Source organism: Jeotgalicoccus coquinae, assembly GCF_014207425.1.
Classification (GTDB): Bacteria; Bacillota; Bacilli; order Staphylococcales; family Salinicoccaceae; genus Jeotgalicoccus; species Jeotgalicoccus coquinae.
In genome coordinates, this window is the sequence record NZ_JACHFF010000002.1 from 289,917 (window position 1) to 307,623 (window position 17,707).

The following is a 17,707-nucleotide window of genomic DNA, read 5'->3' on the forward strand; positions in this document are numbered from 1 at the left end:
AAGGAGGTAATGATGAGAACATTTATTCTTATGGCACTTTTTATCATACTTACCGCGTGCAGCACAACGGAAGAAAGCCCAGATGAATCAAATCAAAAAATAGAGGATACAGAGGAAGGTACTGAGGACAAATCAACAGAAGCAGAGGCTACTTCAGATGAAGATCCGGATGAATCAAATACTAACTCTGAAGAAAATGAAACGACAGAAGAAGAGACAGCATCAAATGAATCAGAAGATATTGAGATAGAGATTTCTTTAGAATCTGTTCTTGAGGAAGAACAAGGAACAATGATAAACGCCTCAAGGCAGGAAATTGAAGATGAGCTAACATCATTCATTGAAGATAATAATGGTGATGTCACAGATGAGATGGTCTATGAGAAATTACTGGAAATGTTAGGTGGTCACCCTGACATGCAGGAAGGAATTAAGTACTTTCAAGACTTCTCTGCTGAGTTAGTTGATTTAACTGACCAGCCCGGAGGCTTAAAGGTTGAGGATGGTGAGTTGTCGCTTAGAAACAATGTCTATATTTTAATGGATAACAGTGGCAGCATGGCTGATGAAATAGATGGACAGACTAAGATGGATGCGGCAAAAGAATCAGTGAATCAATTTGTTGAAGATATGCCAAATGGTACTCAAGTAAGTCTGATTAACTATGGCTTCAGTAAAGACAGCGATGAGGAAAGTAATTCATGTTCTGCAGTTGAAGAGACCTTCCCAATTGGTGAATATGAAGAGAATGAATTTAATGAAGCTCTAAATCAATATGGTAGTGAAGGTTTCACACCCTTAGCACTTGCGATTGAAGAAGTAGGTAAGGTGATTGAGAATAGTGAATCTACTGGTAGTCATACAATTTACGTTGTCAGCGATGGACAGGAGACTTGTAATGGAGATCCTGTGGCAGCTGTCCAAGACCTTCCAGAAGATGAGAATATCGAAACAGTTCTAAATATCATTGGTTTTGACATTCAAGACGATGAAGTGCAATCATTAGTGGATATTACAGAAGCTAATGGTGGAGAGTACTTGTCAGCAACAAATCCAGATGAATTATCCAGAATATTAAAACGTGAGAAACTAAACTTATTTAATAAGTACCGTGATTGGTCAAATGAGAATCTTAAAAATATAACTCAAGCAAGTAACGACCAGCATCTTGATCGAACTGGGGTGGTTAATGCGGCAAATACAGCGAACCGTCAGACAGATAATAGCATTGATGGTGTCTTAAATGATGTATCGATGAATAGTTCACAAGAGTTCCGCTACCCTAAAGCCAGAGAATGGGCAGAAGAGAGATACCTGATTGTTAGAGACTTCTTAAGTGAGAACTATGAAGACGCTGGAGATGATATTGATTCAGAGAAAGAAAAACTCCGTGATTCTGTGAACCAGGAGTTTGATGAAATTGAAAGTGATTATAAGGAAGATATTGAAGAATAATTGAAGTTTCCCTTGAGCTAGAACTATCCGGTTTTCCCGGATAGTTCTATTTTTTGTAAGGGCATATTCATCATGAATATATTTAATGTGTTCTATTTATGGTAACTTTCTAGTTATCCTCCAAACTAGTGAATTAAAAAATTATACAGGTTGAATTAATATAAAGTAAGTTTGTCTATATTATATTTGACTATAAACGTAAAACATTTTCCAATATATAGCGTTAAGACTACATTCTCCATGCCAATTAAATTACGATTCATCTTTGACTCTTCATGGACATCAATCGCAAAACTTTTAATTTTCCTCTTTTAAGCACTTCATCAAGAGTCATCTCATCTGCACTCCTAACTCTTGCTGTGTTAATTAAAATCGCTTTTTCTTATTAGTTTAAATTCTACAAATATTGCTCTTCTTTTTATCGTTAGCATAGGTGCAAGCTCGGACTATTAATGTATATCAGCGTGATTAATGTTTCTCTGCATTCATTTCCTGTATGATAAAAATAAATACAGTTTTAATTAAGAGAGGAAGGTAATTGATGAACTACAAAGAAAAATGGGATATGGAGAGTATATTTCCTGGTGGAAGTGGATCTGAAGCTTTCCAAAAACGATTATCAGAAGTAAGAGATAGTATTACAGCTTTTTCTCACGAACTCGATAATTGGGAGCCGGACGAACATTCAAATGATTTTACGTCACTGAAAGGAATCTTACAAAACTATGAAAAAATTTCAAACGCGCTTGGTGAGATGGGGAGTTTTGCGAATGGTTTAGTATCTGCAGATGTTACCGATCAAAAAGCAATGCAGAATTTAAATGCGGTTGCGAACTTACGTAAAGACCTCTCATCACAGAATATTATTTTAAATAAAAAGATCAGCTCACTGACTGAAGATCAATTTAGCAAGCTGTTAGAGGAAGATTTCTTTAAACCGATGCATTTCCCGTTAGAAGAAATACGACAAAAAGAAAAAGATTTACTATCAACTCAAGAAGAAACAATCATCAATCATTTATCACTAGACGGCTTACAGGGCTGGAATAATATGTACAATCAACTCGTCGCTTCTATTCAAATTCCAGTAACTGAAGATAATGAAACCGTTTATTATTCAGCGGGCCAATTTGAAAACAAGATGAAGTCAGAAGAAAATCCAAAACATCGTGAAAAACTTTTAAAAACTTGGGAAGAAACATGGAAGGAAAAAGCTGATTTATTCTCTACAACGCTAAATCATTTATCAGGATTCCGTTTAAACGACTATGAACTTCACGACTATAAAGATTATATGAAAGTGCCACTAGACTATAACCGTATGGAAGAAGAAACTCTCGATACGATGTGGGATACTATTACAAAAAATAAAACACCTTTCAAAAAATACTTTGAACGAAAGGCGCAATTAATTGGTGTTGATCAATTAGGATGGCTCGATGTTACAGCAAGTGTTGACGTAGGTGATTATACGAGCAAGCGGTATACTTACAATGAAGCAGCAACGTTTATTATCGATAACTTTAAATCATTCAGTCCAAAAATGGCAGAGATGGCACATCGAGCTTTTGAAGAGCAGTGGATTGAAGCGGAAGATCGTCCAGGAAAACGTCCAGGTGGATACTGTTCAAATCTTCCTGAATCTAAACAGTCACGTATTTTTATGACGTTTGCCGGTAGCACAAGCAACGTGTCAACACTCGCACATGAACTCGGACACGCATTCCATAGTTATGTCCTGCGTGATTTACCACTATTTAACCAACGTTACGCAATGAACGTTGCAGAAACAGCTTCTACATTTGCAGAACTTGTCGTTTCAAATGCAACGATTGAAAATGCAACGTCCAATGCAGAAAAAATCAACTTACTAGATGAAAAAATTGCTAGAAGTGCGACTTTCATGATGAATATCCATGCACGCTATATCTTTGAACGCAATTTATATGATGAACGCCAACAAGGAACTGTAGACAGCAACAGACTGCAAGAACTGATGGAAGAAGCACAAAAAGAAGCCTATCAAGATGCACTTCGTTCATACCATCCAATGTTCTGGGCAACAAAGTTACATTTTCATATTACAGGCGTACCATTCTATAACTTCCCTTATACATTTGGATACTTTTTCAGCTTAGGTATATACAACCGTTTCTTAGAAGACGATACGTTACTTGAAGATGACTATATTGCACTTCTTCGCGATACTGCGAGCATGACTACAGAAGACCTTGCTGAAAAGCACTTAAATGTTGACCTGAGAAAACCAGACTTCTGGCAAGAAGCACTGGATTCAGTGCATAAAGATATTGAAGAATTTTTAGAACTAACAGAATCACATGTTTAATTTATAAATGATAAGCCCATCTATAAGCTGACACCATGAATTTAAAAAAATAATTTTAGATAACTTATAAGATTTGAGTTCGGTAAAATACCGAGCTCAAATCTTATATATATATCATGATAATATTATTAAATAGTTATATTTTATCTATTTATGATAAATTTCTGGTTACCACATGTGCGTATTGTATCTTAACACGCACTACTTGTGATATGCTTCAACGTATCAGTTTATGGTGCGAATTTTACTTTACTACCTTAATAATCAATCTAATTTTATAACTGCCGGTTCAATATTGAAATGCAGCACAGCCCTAGCCCCCATAAATTTTATTTCGTATGGCATCTTAGTAATTTGATACTGAAATTTAGATTTTGCTTTATCAAAATATTTCACTTTAATTATTAAATAGTTATTATATGAAAATGGTTTTCCGTCTCTCATTTTATATGAAGCATGTATAAATTCTTTTAATATGAACGAGGGTAACTCTACTTTTATAACTTCATCCGATCTAATGTAGTTAAATTTTAATTTAGATGTGAAATATTCTTGGAAATTCTTTATTACAGGTTGCATAGGAAATCCTAATGTTATAAAAGCAGGATTGTCATCTGCATCTTGAAAAAACTTTTTTTTATTTTTGTTTAGGTCTTGTCCCAATTCTAATTCGACTAGATTAATTTGTAATACTGATAAATTTTGAAGAACGAAGTAATGTGATTCTATTATTTCTTCAAATTGGGTAGAATCATAATTCAATGATATTTCTTCAAATCTAGAGCTGAGTCCTAAAATCGCAGATTCTTTATTTTTTAAATAATTAAATTGTGATATCGCAATAAATAGCGAGCCTAAAGCTGCTACTGCAGAAAAAAATGCCGCAATTATAGACCAGTCGAAACTGGAAAGCTCCCATTCTGAAACACCACCAAAAGTTATGTGTTCTGATAACGTCATCATGTATTCCAACACTGTAAAACATCCACCAATCATTATTCTTTATCAATTCCTTCATATTATAGTTAGACGATTTCTTCACTTTAACTACGCATTACAGAATAAGTATAGCATTCTGTATTTCAAGTATGTATTATAAAAAAAGACTCAAAAGTATATAAAGGAGTAAACCGTTATGCATTTTAAATATCATGAAACTCATCCATATAAAAATTTTCTTGAGTACCTTAACATCACTGAAGCAGCAAGTTTTATAGTAGATTACTTTGACCTTGTTGAAACTGTAGAATTTGATAACACAATATTAGTTACGTCCAATAAGAGAGTATTACAATATACGGACTTAAAAGAAACCCATAATACACTGAGTAGTAGCGATTTCTTACATCGAGTTATACATAGATATACCAGTGCACTCCCGATACTATTAGTGAAGAACAATGTAAAATTTACAGCCATTTTTTTACGCCTTGGTGAGAATTAATGTATATAGATATAATTATAGGCGCCGTTATATCACTTGTTATGTATTCTTTCGGTTTATATGTTTACAAAACTAATAATTTGAATATAATCGCATCTATAGACACTTCTGATATTCCTAAAGAAACATGGCCGATAATTGCTAAACTATTTTATAAAATATCGATAGTAGTTTCTTTTACATTATTTGTCTTATATGTTTCTTTTTCGTTCAGCTATTTTTTAACACTTATAGCAATCATTCTTTTATTTTTGGAATTGATATATTTCTATGTGAAATTCAAGAGTATTACAAAATAAATTGTATAAAATCAAATGAATTATCAATTAATACACTGATTTTTTCACTTCTAAAATTGTATATGTTTAGAAGAGAGGTTGGAACTACTGACAACCTCTCTTTTTCTGCTTTTTCGATTGGTAATCTTCTCATTACTTTTTGATTAAATTACCATAATTCCTTATAACATTATTAACGATAAGACATTTCAGATTACCTTACTTAAAAGTACTTGAAAACCGCATCATTTATGATACGCTTCGTTTCTCAATATCTTATTCACCCTGAACAGCTGTTCCAGCATCATTACTTTCATCATCTGATGCGGGTAGGTGAGAGTTCCGAAGCTGATTTCCTGGTTGCTCCGTTTTTTCACTGCTTCACCGATTCCGTTGCTGCCGCCGATTACAAATACGACATCACTTTTTCCTGTATTCATCCATCGCTGATATTCCTGAGCCAGCTTTTCACTCGTATACTGCCTGCCGTTAATCTCCAAAGTCACCACATGCTGCGTGTCTTTTATTTTCGATAAAATTCTCTCTGCTTCTTTATCTTTTATCTGCTCCAGATCCTTCGGCCCCGCATTATTCGGTTCCTTCTCATCCGCAACTTCAATCAGCTCTATTTTTGCATATTTACTTATTCTTTTTTTGTATTCTTTTACCGCATCCAGCCAGTATTTTTCTTTCAGTTTTCCCACTGTAATCATTGTCAGTTTCATCTGTCTCACCTTTACTTTTGACGTATTATTTTCAATTATACAGAACTGTGGACAAATTCGTATAATTACTGCAATTTTATTAGTTATACACCGGTTTTCCACAGGCTGTTGATAACTTTTCAACACAAAACCGCACCATTACGCTCTTTTTTAGGGCTCATTATTGCATATTCCATGTATTTTCCTACATTTCACACACTTATCCACGTTTTTATCCCACTTATACACACTTTATCACCATACCTGTGGATAACTTGTTCAAAAGTACAAAAAGAGACCAAATTGCGCAGTTTTTCTCACAATTTGGTCTTCTTATTAAAGCTGATATATTTCTGTCGGAACTGCCTTATCTGTATCGCATATCATTATATCGTTGTGCGTATCGATGTCGTACTGATTCAGTATCTGCTCAACACTCATACGCGCGAGTTCTTTAATGTTATTATCCAGACTTAAGTGTCCCAAATAAATACGTTTTGTATTGCTCGTTATAACGTCCTTCATCGCATGTGCCGCATCTTCGTTTGATACGTGACCGACGTCTGAAAGTATTCTCTGTTTCGTATTCCACGGATATCTTCCCATACGGAGCATATCCACATCGTGGTTCGATTCAAACAGGAACACGTCACTTTCCCTGATGATGCCTTTCATCGTATCTGATACATAGCCTGTGTCCGTTATAAGCGATATTTTCTTATTATCTTTAGTAAATGTGTAGAACTGAGGATCAATTGCATCGTGCGATACGTTAAATGACTGGACATTCAGCCCGGCAATTTCTTTTTCTTCAAGCGGGTTGAAGTGAAATTTCCGGTCTGGATTAATAATGATATCTTTACGCTCCATCGCTTCCCATGTCTTCTCGTTGGCATAAATAGGTATTTCGTATTTCTTCGCAATCACTTTTAAGCCCTTGATGTGATCAATGTGTTCATGTGTAATGAAAATCGCATTTATATCCTGGAGTGATTTACCTATTTGATTGAGCGTTTCATCAGTTTTCTTACATGACAGCCCGACGTCTACAAGTACACTTCCTTTTTCTGTTTCAATGAATGTACTGTTGCCTGTTGAGCCGCTTGCTAATACGCTCATCTTCATTCCGTTCACTCTCTTTCAATAATATCTTCTGACTGACTCAGCGCATCGACGTACAGTATACGTTCAATGTCTTCATCAATAATTTCAAACTGCCATTTGGGCCGCATCATAACCTGGTCATCTTCTTCCAGAATGATGTAATAACCCAGCTTCGCGCTTTTGATTACCGCGTTATCAGTAATGTTTTCCTGCAGATAAAGTTCTTCCACAATGACTTTTGGATGGCGCACATTCTGGTCCACAGCATAGTCGCTTTCTTCGATATTCTCCACATAACCCTGAGTCACAGTTCCTGATTCTTCGCTGAAGTACAGTCGTGCTGCTTCGTGGCTGAAGATAGGGTATCCATCGTAATGCTGGTTAAATGTTATCGTATCCGGTTCGCTCATTACTTCATCATAATGGTATTCGTCGCCTCTGTAAATTGAATTGTCTTTGTACGTCTTCAGACCTTCCGGTGCAAATGTTGCCCCCTCATCGAGCGGCAGTGTCAGCACCGTATCTTTTTCAGATACATCTTCTTCATGATCGAGCTCAGCCGGATCACCGAGTATGATTTTCATTTCAACGTTTTCAAATCCGTCTAGTGCAGCAGTATCAATATTCGTTTCAGACAGCACATTCGTCGTGTCCGACAGCTCTCTGACTTCTTCGTTTGATTCGTTGTATAAAATGTACACGAGGACTGCATTCATGACGAGAAAGGCTGCTATAAAAAGGGATTTTGTTAATCTCCAATCCATCAGGACAGTCCTCCTTCGTTGAATTTCATCCAGGCGCCGTCGTATTTAACGTACCATTGCGGCGTGTAATCGATAAACTCCAGATCCGTTTCATCGTCGGCGTATGTCATATCATAGCCGAGCACGATTTTGGATACTTTCTGCAGATCAAAGTTGTCATGCAGTGCAATCTCATAACGGACGTTTTCAATATCCAGCAGTTCCACTTCTTCTTCGTCTGATACTTTCGCATTCGTCCGGATCAGCGGGCGGGTGTATTCATAAACTGCATTTCTGCCGTATTTAACAGTAATAGCAGTACTCAGTCCTTCACTGAATACGACGCGTCCATTTAAAGTGGAACGGAATGTTGCCGCATTTTCAGCTGAGTCATAATCGAACAGCACATTATTTGTCGACAGACCGTTATGCGAGTTCAGGAAGTAGTAGATATCCTGAATCGTCTGGTGATTGTTGCCGCTCGATGCGCTCGATTCATTCAGATTTGTATAGTTGTACTGATACGTATCTGAATTATATGTCGCAATATGATTTTCATCTTCGTAAATCGCTACATCGCCTGATGACGGGCTTTCGGCCGGTGACTCCATAAACAGTATACGATTCATTACATCAGCATTGAGCTGGCTGATTATGAAGCGTTCAGTTCTGCTTGGTCCGGGTGATGATGGTCCGTAAATAGCCGTCTTATTATTCGAAGTCTGCTGATTTGTAATAATCGGGGTATAGGCTTCGAAGATTTCACTGTATGATTCAACGTGGCCTTTCAGGAAGTCCGCAGTAATATCGGTTTCTACAACCGCAACTCTCGAACGGCTCTCATCGACTAAGTTGAACACAACATTTCCTTCTTTCATATCAACCACAATGCGGTCGAATGTAAAGTCGGGGAGTGTCGGTTCATGAGACAGCCCGAGCATCATAAACAGAGTTTTTGAAGGTACGTCAGAGTAGTAATCGATAAGCAGAAATTCCTCATCGTTACTTTCTTCGCCCCTGACATCCAGTCTGTTCAAGTTGTTATAGACGTTCATACTGACGATGTTTGAACCTTCGAGATGCTCTCGGATTCCGATTAATGCCCGCGGGTCCGTCGTGCCTCTCGTATTGTATTCACCCTGTATCCAGACCATCTGGTACGTACTCATAACCTGTTCAAACGAAACGCGTTCTCCCTGGCCGATATTCGTCGTACCTTCGATTGTCGTATCGACTTGCGAGAACTCCGGTTCATAGCTCCAGACAAGGTAGGTGAGGACCGCACTCGAAGCGACTATGACGATTAACAGGATGGATTTGATCCATTCTTTATACATCCCACTCATCCTCCTCTATCACTTCACAAGGCAAGTTGATAAAGATAGTTGTCCCTTCGTTTTCTACGCTGTTTGCCCAGATTTTACCGTTATGCGCCTCGATAATTTCTTTTGAAATGGCGAGACCGAGACCGGTGCCGCCCATCTTGCGTGCACGGCCTTTATCCACACGGTAAAAACGGTCAAAAATACGGTCAACTTTATTATTCGGTATGCCGAGTCCGTAGTCTTTAATACGAATCGTCATACGGTTGTATAATGTGTTTTGTTTTAAGTGAATATCAACGCGCTTCGGGTCCCCGTGCTGATATTTTATTGCGTTGGACAGCACATTATCCAGCACCTGGCCCATCTTATCCACCGAAATATCAGTGAACAGGGGAGCGTCCGGAATATGGCGTGTAAACACAACATTTTCTTTATGCGTCATTTCAAAACGGTCGATAACACGGTTAATAAAGAGTTTGAAATCCACAACTTCCTTCTGGATTTCCTCTGCGTCATTATCCATACGGGATAATTGCAGCAGATCTTCAACGAGACGGCCCATACGGTCGGTCTCCGCGCGTGTAACGCTCAGGAACTTCGGCGCAATCTCTTCATCCTGCCATGCACCTTCCTGCAGCGCTTCAATATAACTCCGCATAGACGTCAGCGGTGTACGCAGTTCATGCGATACGTTCGCAACGAATTCACGGCGTTCCGCATCGATGCGCTCCTGTTCTGTAACGTCATGCAGTACAGCGATATAACCGTTGATAAATCCGGTATCTGTAACGATTGTAGAGAAGTTGACGCGTAACGTCGTTGCTTCGTCTGCAGTATCGATAAAGATCAGGTGACTGTCGTTTGCTTCCTGAATAATATCTTCAAGATTCAGCTCTTCGCCGAGACGCAGCAATTCCAGCATATTTTTACCGTGCAGTTCGTCCGACTGAATACCGAGGTTCAGCATGCCGATCGCCATTTCATTAACGATACGGATCCGTCCTTTTCTGTCAGTCGCAATAATTCCGTCCGACATGTGGGTAATAACCGAATCTAGACGTTTTTTCTCACTTTCAGTGTTCGCCTGAGCTTCCTGCACCCGTTTTGACAGAATGTTAAAGCTGCCTGCAAGCTGACCGATTTCATCATCGCTGTATATCTGTACGCGGGATGTATAGTCACCTTCAGACATCAGGAGCGCCTGGTTTCTCATATCCGTAATCGGCTTTGTAATTGTACGCGCGACAAAGATACCGAGAATACTCGTAATTACTAATGAGAACAGTGTAGCAATAATAAACGTGTTGTTAATCGCTTCAAGCTGCATGTATATACTTTCCACATTTGACTCAACGTAAATAACACCAGCCACTTCATCATTTACTACGACCGGCTGGTTCAATATCCATACTCGCTGATTGTCTTTATCGACGTTAACGAAAATTTCATCATTGGCAATGCCTGATTCAAGCGCATCCTGAGACATCGGTTCATTAATACGTGAGCCGACGAGGGATTCATTTGAAATTCTGCTTGTACCCACGAGAATATTATCCGCATTAATATAACGGATTTCATCTATTTCAGGACGGTTGCCGTAATCAGTCAGCAGACTTTGAATCTCTGCTCTCATCTGATTACGGTCATCGCCGGTTTCCTGAAAAATTTCCTTAACACGTGTATCGATCAAAGTGACCTGGGAATCGATATTATTTTTAAAGTTCCCTGTTAAATCCCGCTCCAGACTGTTGGTAAAATATAATCCGATAATCTGCATTCCGATAATAATCAGAAGCATGTAGATCATTACCAGTTTAAACTGGAGCGACTGCAGGTTTTTTAAAAACTGCTTCATTTAGTCATCACCTTTAATGAAGTACCCGACGCCTCGGCGTGTCATGATGTACTCAGGGTGACTTGGATCATCTTCGATTTTTTCTCTCAAGCGCCGCACAGTCACATCGACCGTACGCACATCTCCGAAGTAATCGTAACCCCATACTGTTTCAAGCAGGTGCTCGCGTGTCATTACCTGGGATTTGAATCTGGCCAGATACAGGAACAGCTCAAATTCGCGATGTGTTAAATCGATATCTTTACCGAATTTTTTAATCGCATAAGAGTCGGGGATAACAGTAATATCCCTAATATATATATTCTTATCTTCCGGTTCGTCTTCTTTCGCACTTACCGTATTATTACGTCTTAAGTTAACTTTCACACGTGCGATTAATTCGCGCGTCGAGAAAGGTTTTGTTACATAATCATCCGCACCAAGTTCAAGACCCAGTACTTTATCTATTTCGGAATCTTTGGCAGTAAGCATAATAATCGGCATATCGTGTTTTTTACGAACTTCACGGCATACTTCCATACCGTCGATTCCCGGCAGCATGATATCCAGCAGAACAAGATCCGGCACTATATCCAGAATCAGTTCCAGTGCATCATTACCATCGTAAGCACAGTGAACTTCGTAGCCTTCTTTTTCCAAATTAAACTCGAGTATATCTGCAATTGGTTTTTCATCATCAACAACAACTATTTTCTTGGCCATTTAGATGTCCCTCATTTCGCGTGTACATATTTTGTACATAAACTTATCCATCTTTAAATGTATCACTTTTCAGACAAATAAAAAAGTCTGCCAGCATAAATGCTGGAGACTTTATCAGACGGTCCCGACGGGAATCGAACCCGCGATCTCCTGCGTGACAGGCAGGCATGTTAACCGCTACACCACGGGACCAGTTTATATACAGTTTTATTATCAAAAAGAAAAGTGACCCGTACGGGACTCGAACCCGTGTTACCGCCGTGAAAGGGCGGTGTCTTAACCGCTTGACCAACGGGCCATGGTAAGTATTATGCGATTTGCACAAGATTTATTATACCATGGTTGTGAATTTGAATACAAGCCTTATTTTGCAATATTTGTCTGGAGTGCAGAATAAGGGGGCAGGAATGATGGATAAACGTATATGTTCGGGAATTAGGGGTGTGCTCCGTCTCAACACTAAAAAAGCACCGGACATCTGATATGTCCGGTGCTTCAATCAATATTACTTCTAATTCCAGAAGTTTTTCAGTAAGTTTGTCTGGTTTCTGTCCGGGCCGACTGAGAAAATCGATGCTTTCACACCGCAAAGTTTCTCAATTTCACGCAGGTAGTTATATGCGTTTTCCGGAAGTTCTTCCAATGTTTTAACACCGGTAATGTCTTCTGACCAGCCCGGCATTTCTTTGTAAATTGGTTTTGCGCGTTTTAAGTCTTCCAGCGTAGCCGGGTACTCTGTAATTTCAACACCGTCGATTTCATAAGCTGTACAGATTTTAACTGTTTTCAGTCCGCTCATTACGTCGATTGAGTTAAGTGACAGATCCGTAATACCGCTCACGCGTCTCGAGTGGCGGACAACAACTGAGTCGAACCAGCCGACACGTCTCGGACGTCCTGTTGTCGTACCGTATTCACGGCCGACTTCACGGATATGGTGACCGTCTTCGTCAAACAGTTCAGTAGGGAACGGGCCGTCTCCAACGCGTGATGTATATGCTTTACATACACCGACAACGTTTTTAACGTGTGATGGACCGACACCGCAGCCGACAGTAACGTTACCTGCTACCGGGTTGCTTGATGTAACGAACGGATAAGTACCGTGGTCAACGTCGAGCATAACACCCTGAGCGCCTTCAAATAAGACGTTCTGACCGTCTGTGAACGCATCGTCGAGCAGTTTGGCCGTATCGCATACATATGGTGCAAGACGTTCTGCAGCAGCTTTATATGACTCGTAGATTTCATCGAATGTAAATCCTTCGTGATCGTATAATGCTTTCAGCATGTGATTTTTCAGTTTAAGGTTTTCTTCCAGACGCTGTCTGAATACTTTATCGTCTACAAGGTCAGCCATGCGGATACCGATACGTTGAACTTTGTCTACATATGATGGACCGATTCCGCGTTTCGTCGTACCGATTTTGTTATCGCCGCGTGCTTCTTCTTCCAGTTCATCCTGAGTGATATGGTATGGCAGAATAACCTGAGCACGGTTTGAAATGCGTAAGTTGTCTACGCTGATTCCGCGTGCAAGAAGTCCGTCTAATTCTTTAATAAGTGATAATGGATCAACAACGACACCGTTGCCGATTATAGATAGTTTGTCGTCGTAGAAAATCCCTGATGGTACGAGGTGTAATTTATATGTTTCCCCGCCGAATTGAATCGTATGACCTGCGTTGTTCCCACCTGAAAATCGTGCAATAACGTGTGCATCTTCCGAGAGAAAGTCCGTAATCTTACCTTTACCTTCGTCTCCCCATTGTGTTCCAACAACTACTGTTCCAGACATATGATTGCCTCCAAATGATTGATTAATTTTACCGTTATCAATATTACCAATAAATCTTACAAAAATCAACGAAAGTCCGAACGTTTTTCAAGGCGTACTCGAAAAACATTCGGACTTCTAAGCTGGAGGTATATAGTTATCGTCAAAATCACGTGTATCCTGATCAAAAAAGCTGCTGTAGGATTTATTGAATATTAATTTAACTGTCCCTGTCGGGCCATTACGGTGTTTCGCTAAAATAATCTCAATTTCATCCTGCACACTCTGTGCACCTTCTTCTTCCTCTTCACCGTCACCGCGGTTGTAATAGTCATCCCGGTACAGGAATGCAACGATATCAGCATCCTGCTCGATGGAACCCGATTCACGAAGGTCACTCATCATCGGACGTTTGTCCTGACGGGACTCAACACTACGGGAAAGCTGGCTCAGTGCGATTACCGGACACTGCATTTCACGTGCAAGTCCTTTCAGCATACGGGAAATTTCAGAAACTTCCTGCTGACGGTTTTCACCCTGGCGGCTGCCCGAGCCCTGAATCAGCTGCAGATAGTCAATAATAACCATGTCGAGTCCGTGTTCCTGTTTTAAACGCAGGCATTTCGCACGGATTTCGTTTACACGGATACCCGCCGAATCATCGATAAAAATCTTCGAGTTGGCAAGCGTACCGATTGCTGTCGTAAAGTTATCCCAGTCCTGGTGGTCGAGCGATCCCTGACGGAGTTTTGTCGCATCGATCATTCCCTGACTGGAAATCATTCTGCTCACAAGCTGGTCGGCACCCATCTCAAGCGAGAAGACTGCTACTGTATAACCATCCGGTGCCGTACCGACATGTCCTGCAATATTTAAAGCAAATGCCGTCTTACCCATGGAAGGGCGGGCGGCCAGTATAATTAAGTCGTTTCGTCCGAAACCCGATGTCATATAATCGAGATCGCGGAATCCCGTCGGAATTCCGGTAATGCCTGTATTATTTCCGGCAAGTGCTTCGATTTGCTCATAAACTTCGTGCACGACTTCTTTCATCGATTTAAAACCGTCGCTGCGGCGGCCTTCAGATACGCCCATAATACGCGCTTCAGCTTCTGCAAGCAGATCATTAATATCCACTTCGTTCTGGAAGCCGTCACTCGCAATTTCATCAGCCACGCTGATCAGTTTGCGGCGGAGCGACTGGCGCGCAATAATATCTGCGTAGAACTGCCAGTTGCGGCTCGTCGGTGTAACGTTCGATAATTCAGCCAGATAACGCGGATTCACCGTATTGTTCAGTTCATCCATACTGCGGAGTTTATCGGTAATCGTTACAACATCGAGCTCGGCATTCTCTTCCGACAGAAGCATCATCGCACGGAAAATATGCTGATGCTCCGGACGGTAAAAGTCTTCCGGCGTAATAATTTCAGTGACACTTAAAAAAATGGAGGAATCGATAAAGATTGCCCCAAGCACCGATTGTTCTGCATCATTATCATGCGGCATTTGGCGATTCATTTCCATTATCGATTCCTCCTTCTATTAATATTACTGTTCAACAACGTGTACTTTTAACTCTGCTTCCACTGCGTTGTGCAATTTAATGGATACTTTGTGATACCCCAGGCTCTTAAATGTGTCAGGCATATCCAGTTTGCGCTTATCCAGTTTAACATCGTGCTGTTTCTGATACGCTTCAATTACCTGTTTAGAACTTACAGAACCGAACAGGCGCCCATCTTCGCCGGCTTTCGTTTTAATTTCCACTTCTTTACCTTCAAGTTCAGCTTTTAACTCTTTAGCTGCCTGAAGATCGTCAGCTTCCTGCTGGCGTACTTCTTCTTTCTGTGCGTCGAGTTTCTTAAGGTTTACTGCGTTTGCTTCTTCAGCAAGACCTTTTTTGAACAGGAAGTTATGTGCATAACCTGATGCAACTTCTTTAACTTCACCTTTTTTACCTTTATTCTTTACGTCTTTTAAAAAGATTACTTTCATTCTTCTACACTCCTATTACTTATAAATGTATCAATTACTTCTGTTAATTCGGTATATGCCTCATCGATGGTTTTGCCTTCCATGCGTGTCGCAGCATTTGTTAAATGCCCGCCGCCGTTCAGCTGTTCCATTATAATCTGCACGTTGACTTTTCCGAGTGAACGAGCCGAGATTCCTATTGTCTCATCTTCTCTTAATGCCATCACGAATGATGCCTGAACCCCTTCGATCTGCAGGAGCTGATCCGCTGCCTGCGCAACTGTAACAGGGTGGTAGCTCATCGATTCATCGGCTTTAACGATTGCGATGCCGTCATCATTAATCTCTGCGGATTTAATTAAATCACTCCGTGCGATAAACGTATCGATATCATCTTTTAAGAATGTCTGTGCCAGTACCGGATCGGCACCGTTCGAACGCAGATAACTTGCTGCATCAAACGTACGTGAACCGGTACGGAGCGTATAGTTTCTAGTATCCACGATAATACCTGTCAGCATAATCGTCGATTCAATGCGTGATAACTTGTTCTGTTTGTTCTGATACTCAAGCAGTTCCGCTACGAGCTCACTCGCACTTGATGCGTAAGGCTCCATATAGACGAGCAGGGGATTCGAAATCATCTCATCGGCACGTCTGTGGTGGTCGATAACCACTTTGCGCGTTGCCTTGTTCAGAATATCTTCATCCAGCACCATCGACGGACGGTGGGTATCAACGATAACAATCGTCGTCTTCGGCGTCATTTTATCCCATGCTTCTTCACTGCTGATAAACATCTCGTAAAGCTCATCGCGTGATTCCACTTCTTTCATCAGGCGCGACAGCGTATCGTCGATGTCTTCATCGTTTAAAATAATATGCGCCTCAATGCCGTTCGAGCTCGCAATTTTTGCAACACCAATCGATGAACCGATTGAGTCAACGTCCGGGTTCTTATGTCCCATAATAATAACGTTGTCTCCCTCCAGGAGAATATCGCGGAGAGCGTGTGCCATAACACGTGCTTTAACCCGTGTACGTTTTTCCATCGGATCGGTTTTACCGCCGTAGAAACGGGCACTGCCGTTAATTGTCTTAATTGCCACCTGGTCACCGCCGCGTCCAAGTGCAAGGTCGAGACTCGACTGTGCCAGTTCACCCACTTCGATAAAGTCGCCGGATCCTTCACCGATACCCATACTTAATGTAATCTGGGCACCGTGTTCTGCAGAGTTTTCGCGAATGTGGTCGAGCAGTATAAATTTAGTCTTCTCAATCACGGCAAGACTCTTCGCCGACATGACCATCATAAAGCGGTCGTTGGAGAAACGGCGCAGGTAAACGTTGTGTTCCGTTGCCCAGTCGTTGATTGTATTCGTCAGACTGTTGTTTAAATCACTCTTCAGCGCTTCAGTCATGTTCTGTGTCATGTCATCGTAGTTATCGAGGAACAGAATTCCGATAACCGGGTCTTTATCTTCCAGACGTTTTTCAAGCATCTTCTCCGTCGTCGTATCTACAAGGAGAAGGGCGTTGCTTTCTTCGTAAAAATGAATCGTATAGTTTTTGTCGTTGTACGACGTATCGATTGACTGAATATTATTCGCTTTCAGCGTCGTCATAATATTCGGGAATACACGGTTGATCGGCTCATGATGGAAGTTTTCCGGAATCTCTTCTGTCATAAACTTGTTCAGCCATGAAATCTCTTCGTCATCATTCAGTAAAATCACGCCGAGAGGCAGATCATCTATAACATACTGTCTTGCACCCGCCATGTCTTTCGACAGTTCTATAATCCTGTTTTCACTCAGCACAAGCCAGCGGTACAGGTAAATATAAACAAGCGCCAGAATGACAATGCTCACAATAATGCTCACAATGCCAAAGACAGTATGGTTAAGTACAATAGCAATGCTAAGTATAGAAATATGGAATGCCAGCACAATAAACGGTATGAGCATCAGCTTTTTATCTAAAACTTTAAACATCG

The 17,707-nt window shown here is 40.5% G+C and carries 13 protein-coding genes and 2 tRNA genes; 2 read left to right on the plus strand and 13 right to left on the minus strand.

The window, feature by feature from the left end:
* Positions 1–30: 30 nt before the first annotated feature.
* Positions 31–1,455 (plus strand): vWA domain-containing protein, encoded by a 1,425-nt coding sequence (locus HNR41_RS08015; RefSeq protein WP_184283482.1) that lies wholly within the window; start codon positions 31–33, stop codon positions 1,453–1,455.
* 565 nt (positions 1,456–2,020) lie between these two features.
* Positions 2,021–3,802 carry a M3 family oligoendopeptidase gene (locus tag HNR41_RS08020; RefSeq protein ID WP_229714982.1) on the plus strand — a complete coding sequence of 594 codons (1,782 nt, stop codon included), beginning with the start codon at positions 2,021–2,023 and terminating at the stop codon, positions 3,800–3,802.
* 264 nt (positions 3,803–4,066) lie between these two features.
* On the opposite strand, the gene HNR41_RS08025 is transcribed toward HNR41_RS08020, so the two are convergent.
* The 13 genes from HNR41_RS08025 to HNR41_RS08085 all read right to left on the minus strand — a co-directional run bounded on the left by HNR41_RS08025 (position 4,067) and on the right by HNR41_RS08085 (position 17,705).
* Entirely contained in the window at positions 4,067–4,777 is a 711-nt protein-coding gene (locus HNR41_RS08025) for a hypothetical protein (RefSeq protein WP_184283486.1), read from the minus strand.
* 992 nt (positions 4,778–5,769) lie between these two features.
* Positions 5,770–6,249, minus strand: a complete 480-nt coding sequence (gene rlmH, locus HNR41_RS08030) for a 23S rRNA (pseudouridine(1915)-N(3))-methyltransferase RlmH (RefSeq protein WP_184283488.1) — start codon at positions 6,247–6,249, stop codon at positions 5,770–5,772.
* Between the two features lie 315 nt (positions 6,250–6,564).
* Positions 6,565–7,353 (minus strand): MBL fold metallo-hydrolase, encoded by a 789-nt coding sequence (locus tag HNR41_RS08035; RefSeq protein WP_229714967.1) that lies wholly within the window; start codon positions 7,351–7,353, stop codon positions 6,565–6,567.
* A gap of 5 nt (positions 7,354–7,358) precedes the next feature.
* Positions 7,359–8,096, minus strand: a complete 738-nt coding sequence (gene yycI / locus HNR41_RS08040) for a two-component system regulatory protein YycI (RefSeq protein ID WP_184283490.1) — start codon at positions 8,094–8,096, stop codon at positions 7,359–7,361.
* The gene (locus HNR41_RS08045; RefSeq protein WP_184283492.1) at positions 8,096–9,412 is read right to left on the minus strand and encodes a YycH family regulatory protein; all 1,317 of its coding nucleotides are present in this window, start codon (positions 9,410–9,412) and stop codon (positions 8,096–8,098) included. The genes yycI and HNR41_RS08045 overlap by 1 nt, the downstream gene beginning before the upstream one ends.
* Positions 9,405–11,255 (minus strand): cell wall metabolism sensor histidine kinase WalK, encoded by a 1,851-nt coding sequence (gene walK, locus HNR41_RS08050; protein WP_184283494.1) that lies wholly within the window; start codon positions 11,253–11,255, stop codon positions 9,405–9,407. The genes HNR41_RS08045 and walK overlap by 8 nt, the downstream gene beginning before the upstream one ends.
* Positions 11,256–11,957, minus strand: coding sequence for a response regulator YycF (yycF, locus tag HNR41_RS08055; RefSeq protein WP_184283496.1), 702 nt, complete (start codon positions 11,955–11,957; stop codon positions 11,256–11,258).
* Between the two features lie 119 nt (positions 11,958–12,076).
* Positions 12,077–12,149: transfer RNA gene (locus HNR41_RS08060), tRNA-Asp, on the minus strand.
* 34 nt (positions 12,150–12,183) lie between these two features.
* Positions 12,184–12,255 (minus strand) — tRNA-Glu (locus HNR41_RS08065).
* A gap of 213 nt (positions 12,256–12,468) precedes the next feature.
* Positions 12,469–13,755 (minus strand): adenylosuccinate synthase, encoded by a 1,287-nt coding sequence (locus HNR41_RS08070; RefSeq protein ID WP_184283498.1) that lies wholly within the window; start codon positions 13,753–13,755, stop codon positions 12,469–12,471.
* Positions 13,756–13,872: 117 nt separating this feature from the next.
* Positions 13,873–15,261, minus strand: a complete 1,389-nt coding sequence (gene dnaB, locus HNR41_RS08075; RefSeq protein ID WP_229714968.1) for a replicative DNA helicase — start codon at positions 15,259–15,261, stop codon at positions 13,873–13,875.
* A gap of 24 nt (positions 15,262–15,285) precedes the next feature.
* A complete protein-coding gene (gene rplI, locus HNR41_RS08080; RefSeq protein ID WP_184283500.1) occupies positions 15,286–15,732 on the minus strand; it encodes a 50S ribosomal protein L9 in 447 nt (148 codons plus the stop codon).
* On the minus strand, positions 15,729–17,705 hold the full coding sequence (locus tag HNR41_RS08085) for a DHH family phosphoesterase (RefSeq protein ID WP_184283502.1): 1,977 nt from the start codon (positions 17,703–17,705) through the stop codon (positions 15,729–15,731). The genes rplI and HNR41_RS08085 overlap by 4 nt, the downstream gene beginning before the upstream one ends.
* Positions 17,706–17,707 lie beyond the last annotated feature (2 nt).

What these genes read in the sequence shown, in the direction of transcription:
- HNR41_RS08045 (WP_184283492.1), bottom strand. Translation starts at nt 9,412, where the DNA reads ATGTATAAAGAATGGATCAAATCCATCCTGTTAATCGTCATAGTCGCT.
- HNR41_RS08070 (WP_184283498.1), bottom strand. Translation starts at nt 13,755, where the DNA reads ATGTCTGGAACAGTAGTTGTTGGAACACAATGGGGAGACGAAGGTAAA.
- rplI (WP_184283500.1), bottom strand. Translation starts at nt 15,732, where the DNA reads ATGAAAGTAATCTTTTTAAAAGACGTAAAGAATAAAGGTAAAAAAGGT.
- walK (WP_184283494.1), bottom strand. Translation starts at nt 11,255, where the DNA reads ATGAAGCAGTTTTTAAAAAACCTGCAGTCGCTCCAGTTTAAACTGGTA.
- HNR41_RS08015 (WP_184283482.1), top strand. Translation starts at nt 31, where the DNA reads ATGGCACTTTTTATCATACTTACCGCGTGCAGCACAACGGAAGAAAGC.
- rlmH (WP_184283488.1), bottom strand. Translation starts at nt 6,249, where the DNA reads ATGAAACTGACAATGATTACAGTGGGAAAACTGAAAGAAAAATACTGG.
- HNR41_RS08085 (WP_184283502.1), bottom strand. Translation starts at nt 17,705, where the DNA reads ATGTTTAAAGTTTTAGATAAAAAGCTGATGCTCATACCGTTTATTGTG.
- yycF (WP_184283496.1), bottom strand. Translation starts at nt 11,957, where the DNA reads ATGGCCAAGAAAATAGTTGTTGTTGATGATGAAAAACCAATTGCAGAT.
- HNR41_RS08035 (WP_229714967.1), bottom strand. Translation starts at nt 7,353, where the DNA reads ATGAAGATGAGCGTATTAGCAAGCGGCTCAACAGGCAACAGTACATTC.
- HNR41_RS08020 (WP_229714982.1), top strand. Translation starts at nt 2,021, where the DNA reads ATGGAGAGTATATTTCCTGGTGGAAGTGGATCTGAAGCTTTCCAAAAA.
- yycI (WP_184283490.1), bottom strand. Translation starts at nt 8,096, where the DNA reads ATGGATTGGAGATTAACAAAATCCCTTTTTATAGCAGCCTTTCTCGTC.
- dnaB (WP_229714968.1), bottom strand. Translation starts at nt 15,261, where the DNA reads ATGGAAATGAATCGCCAAATGCCGCATGATAATGATGCAGAACAATCG.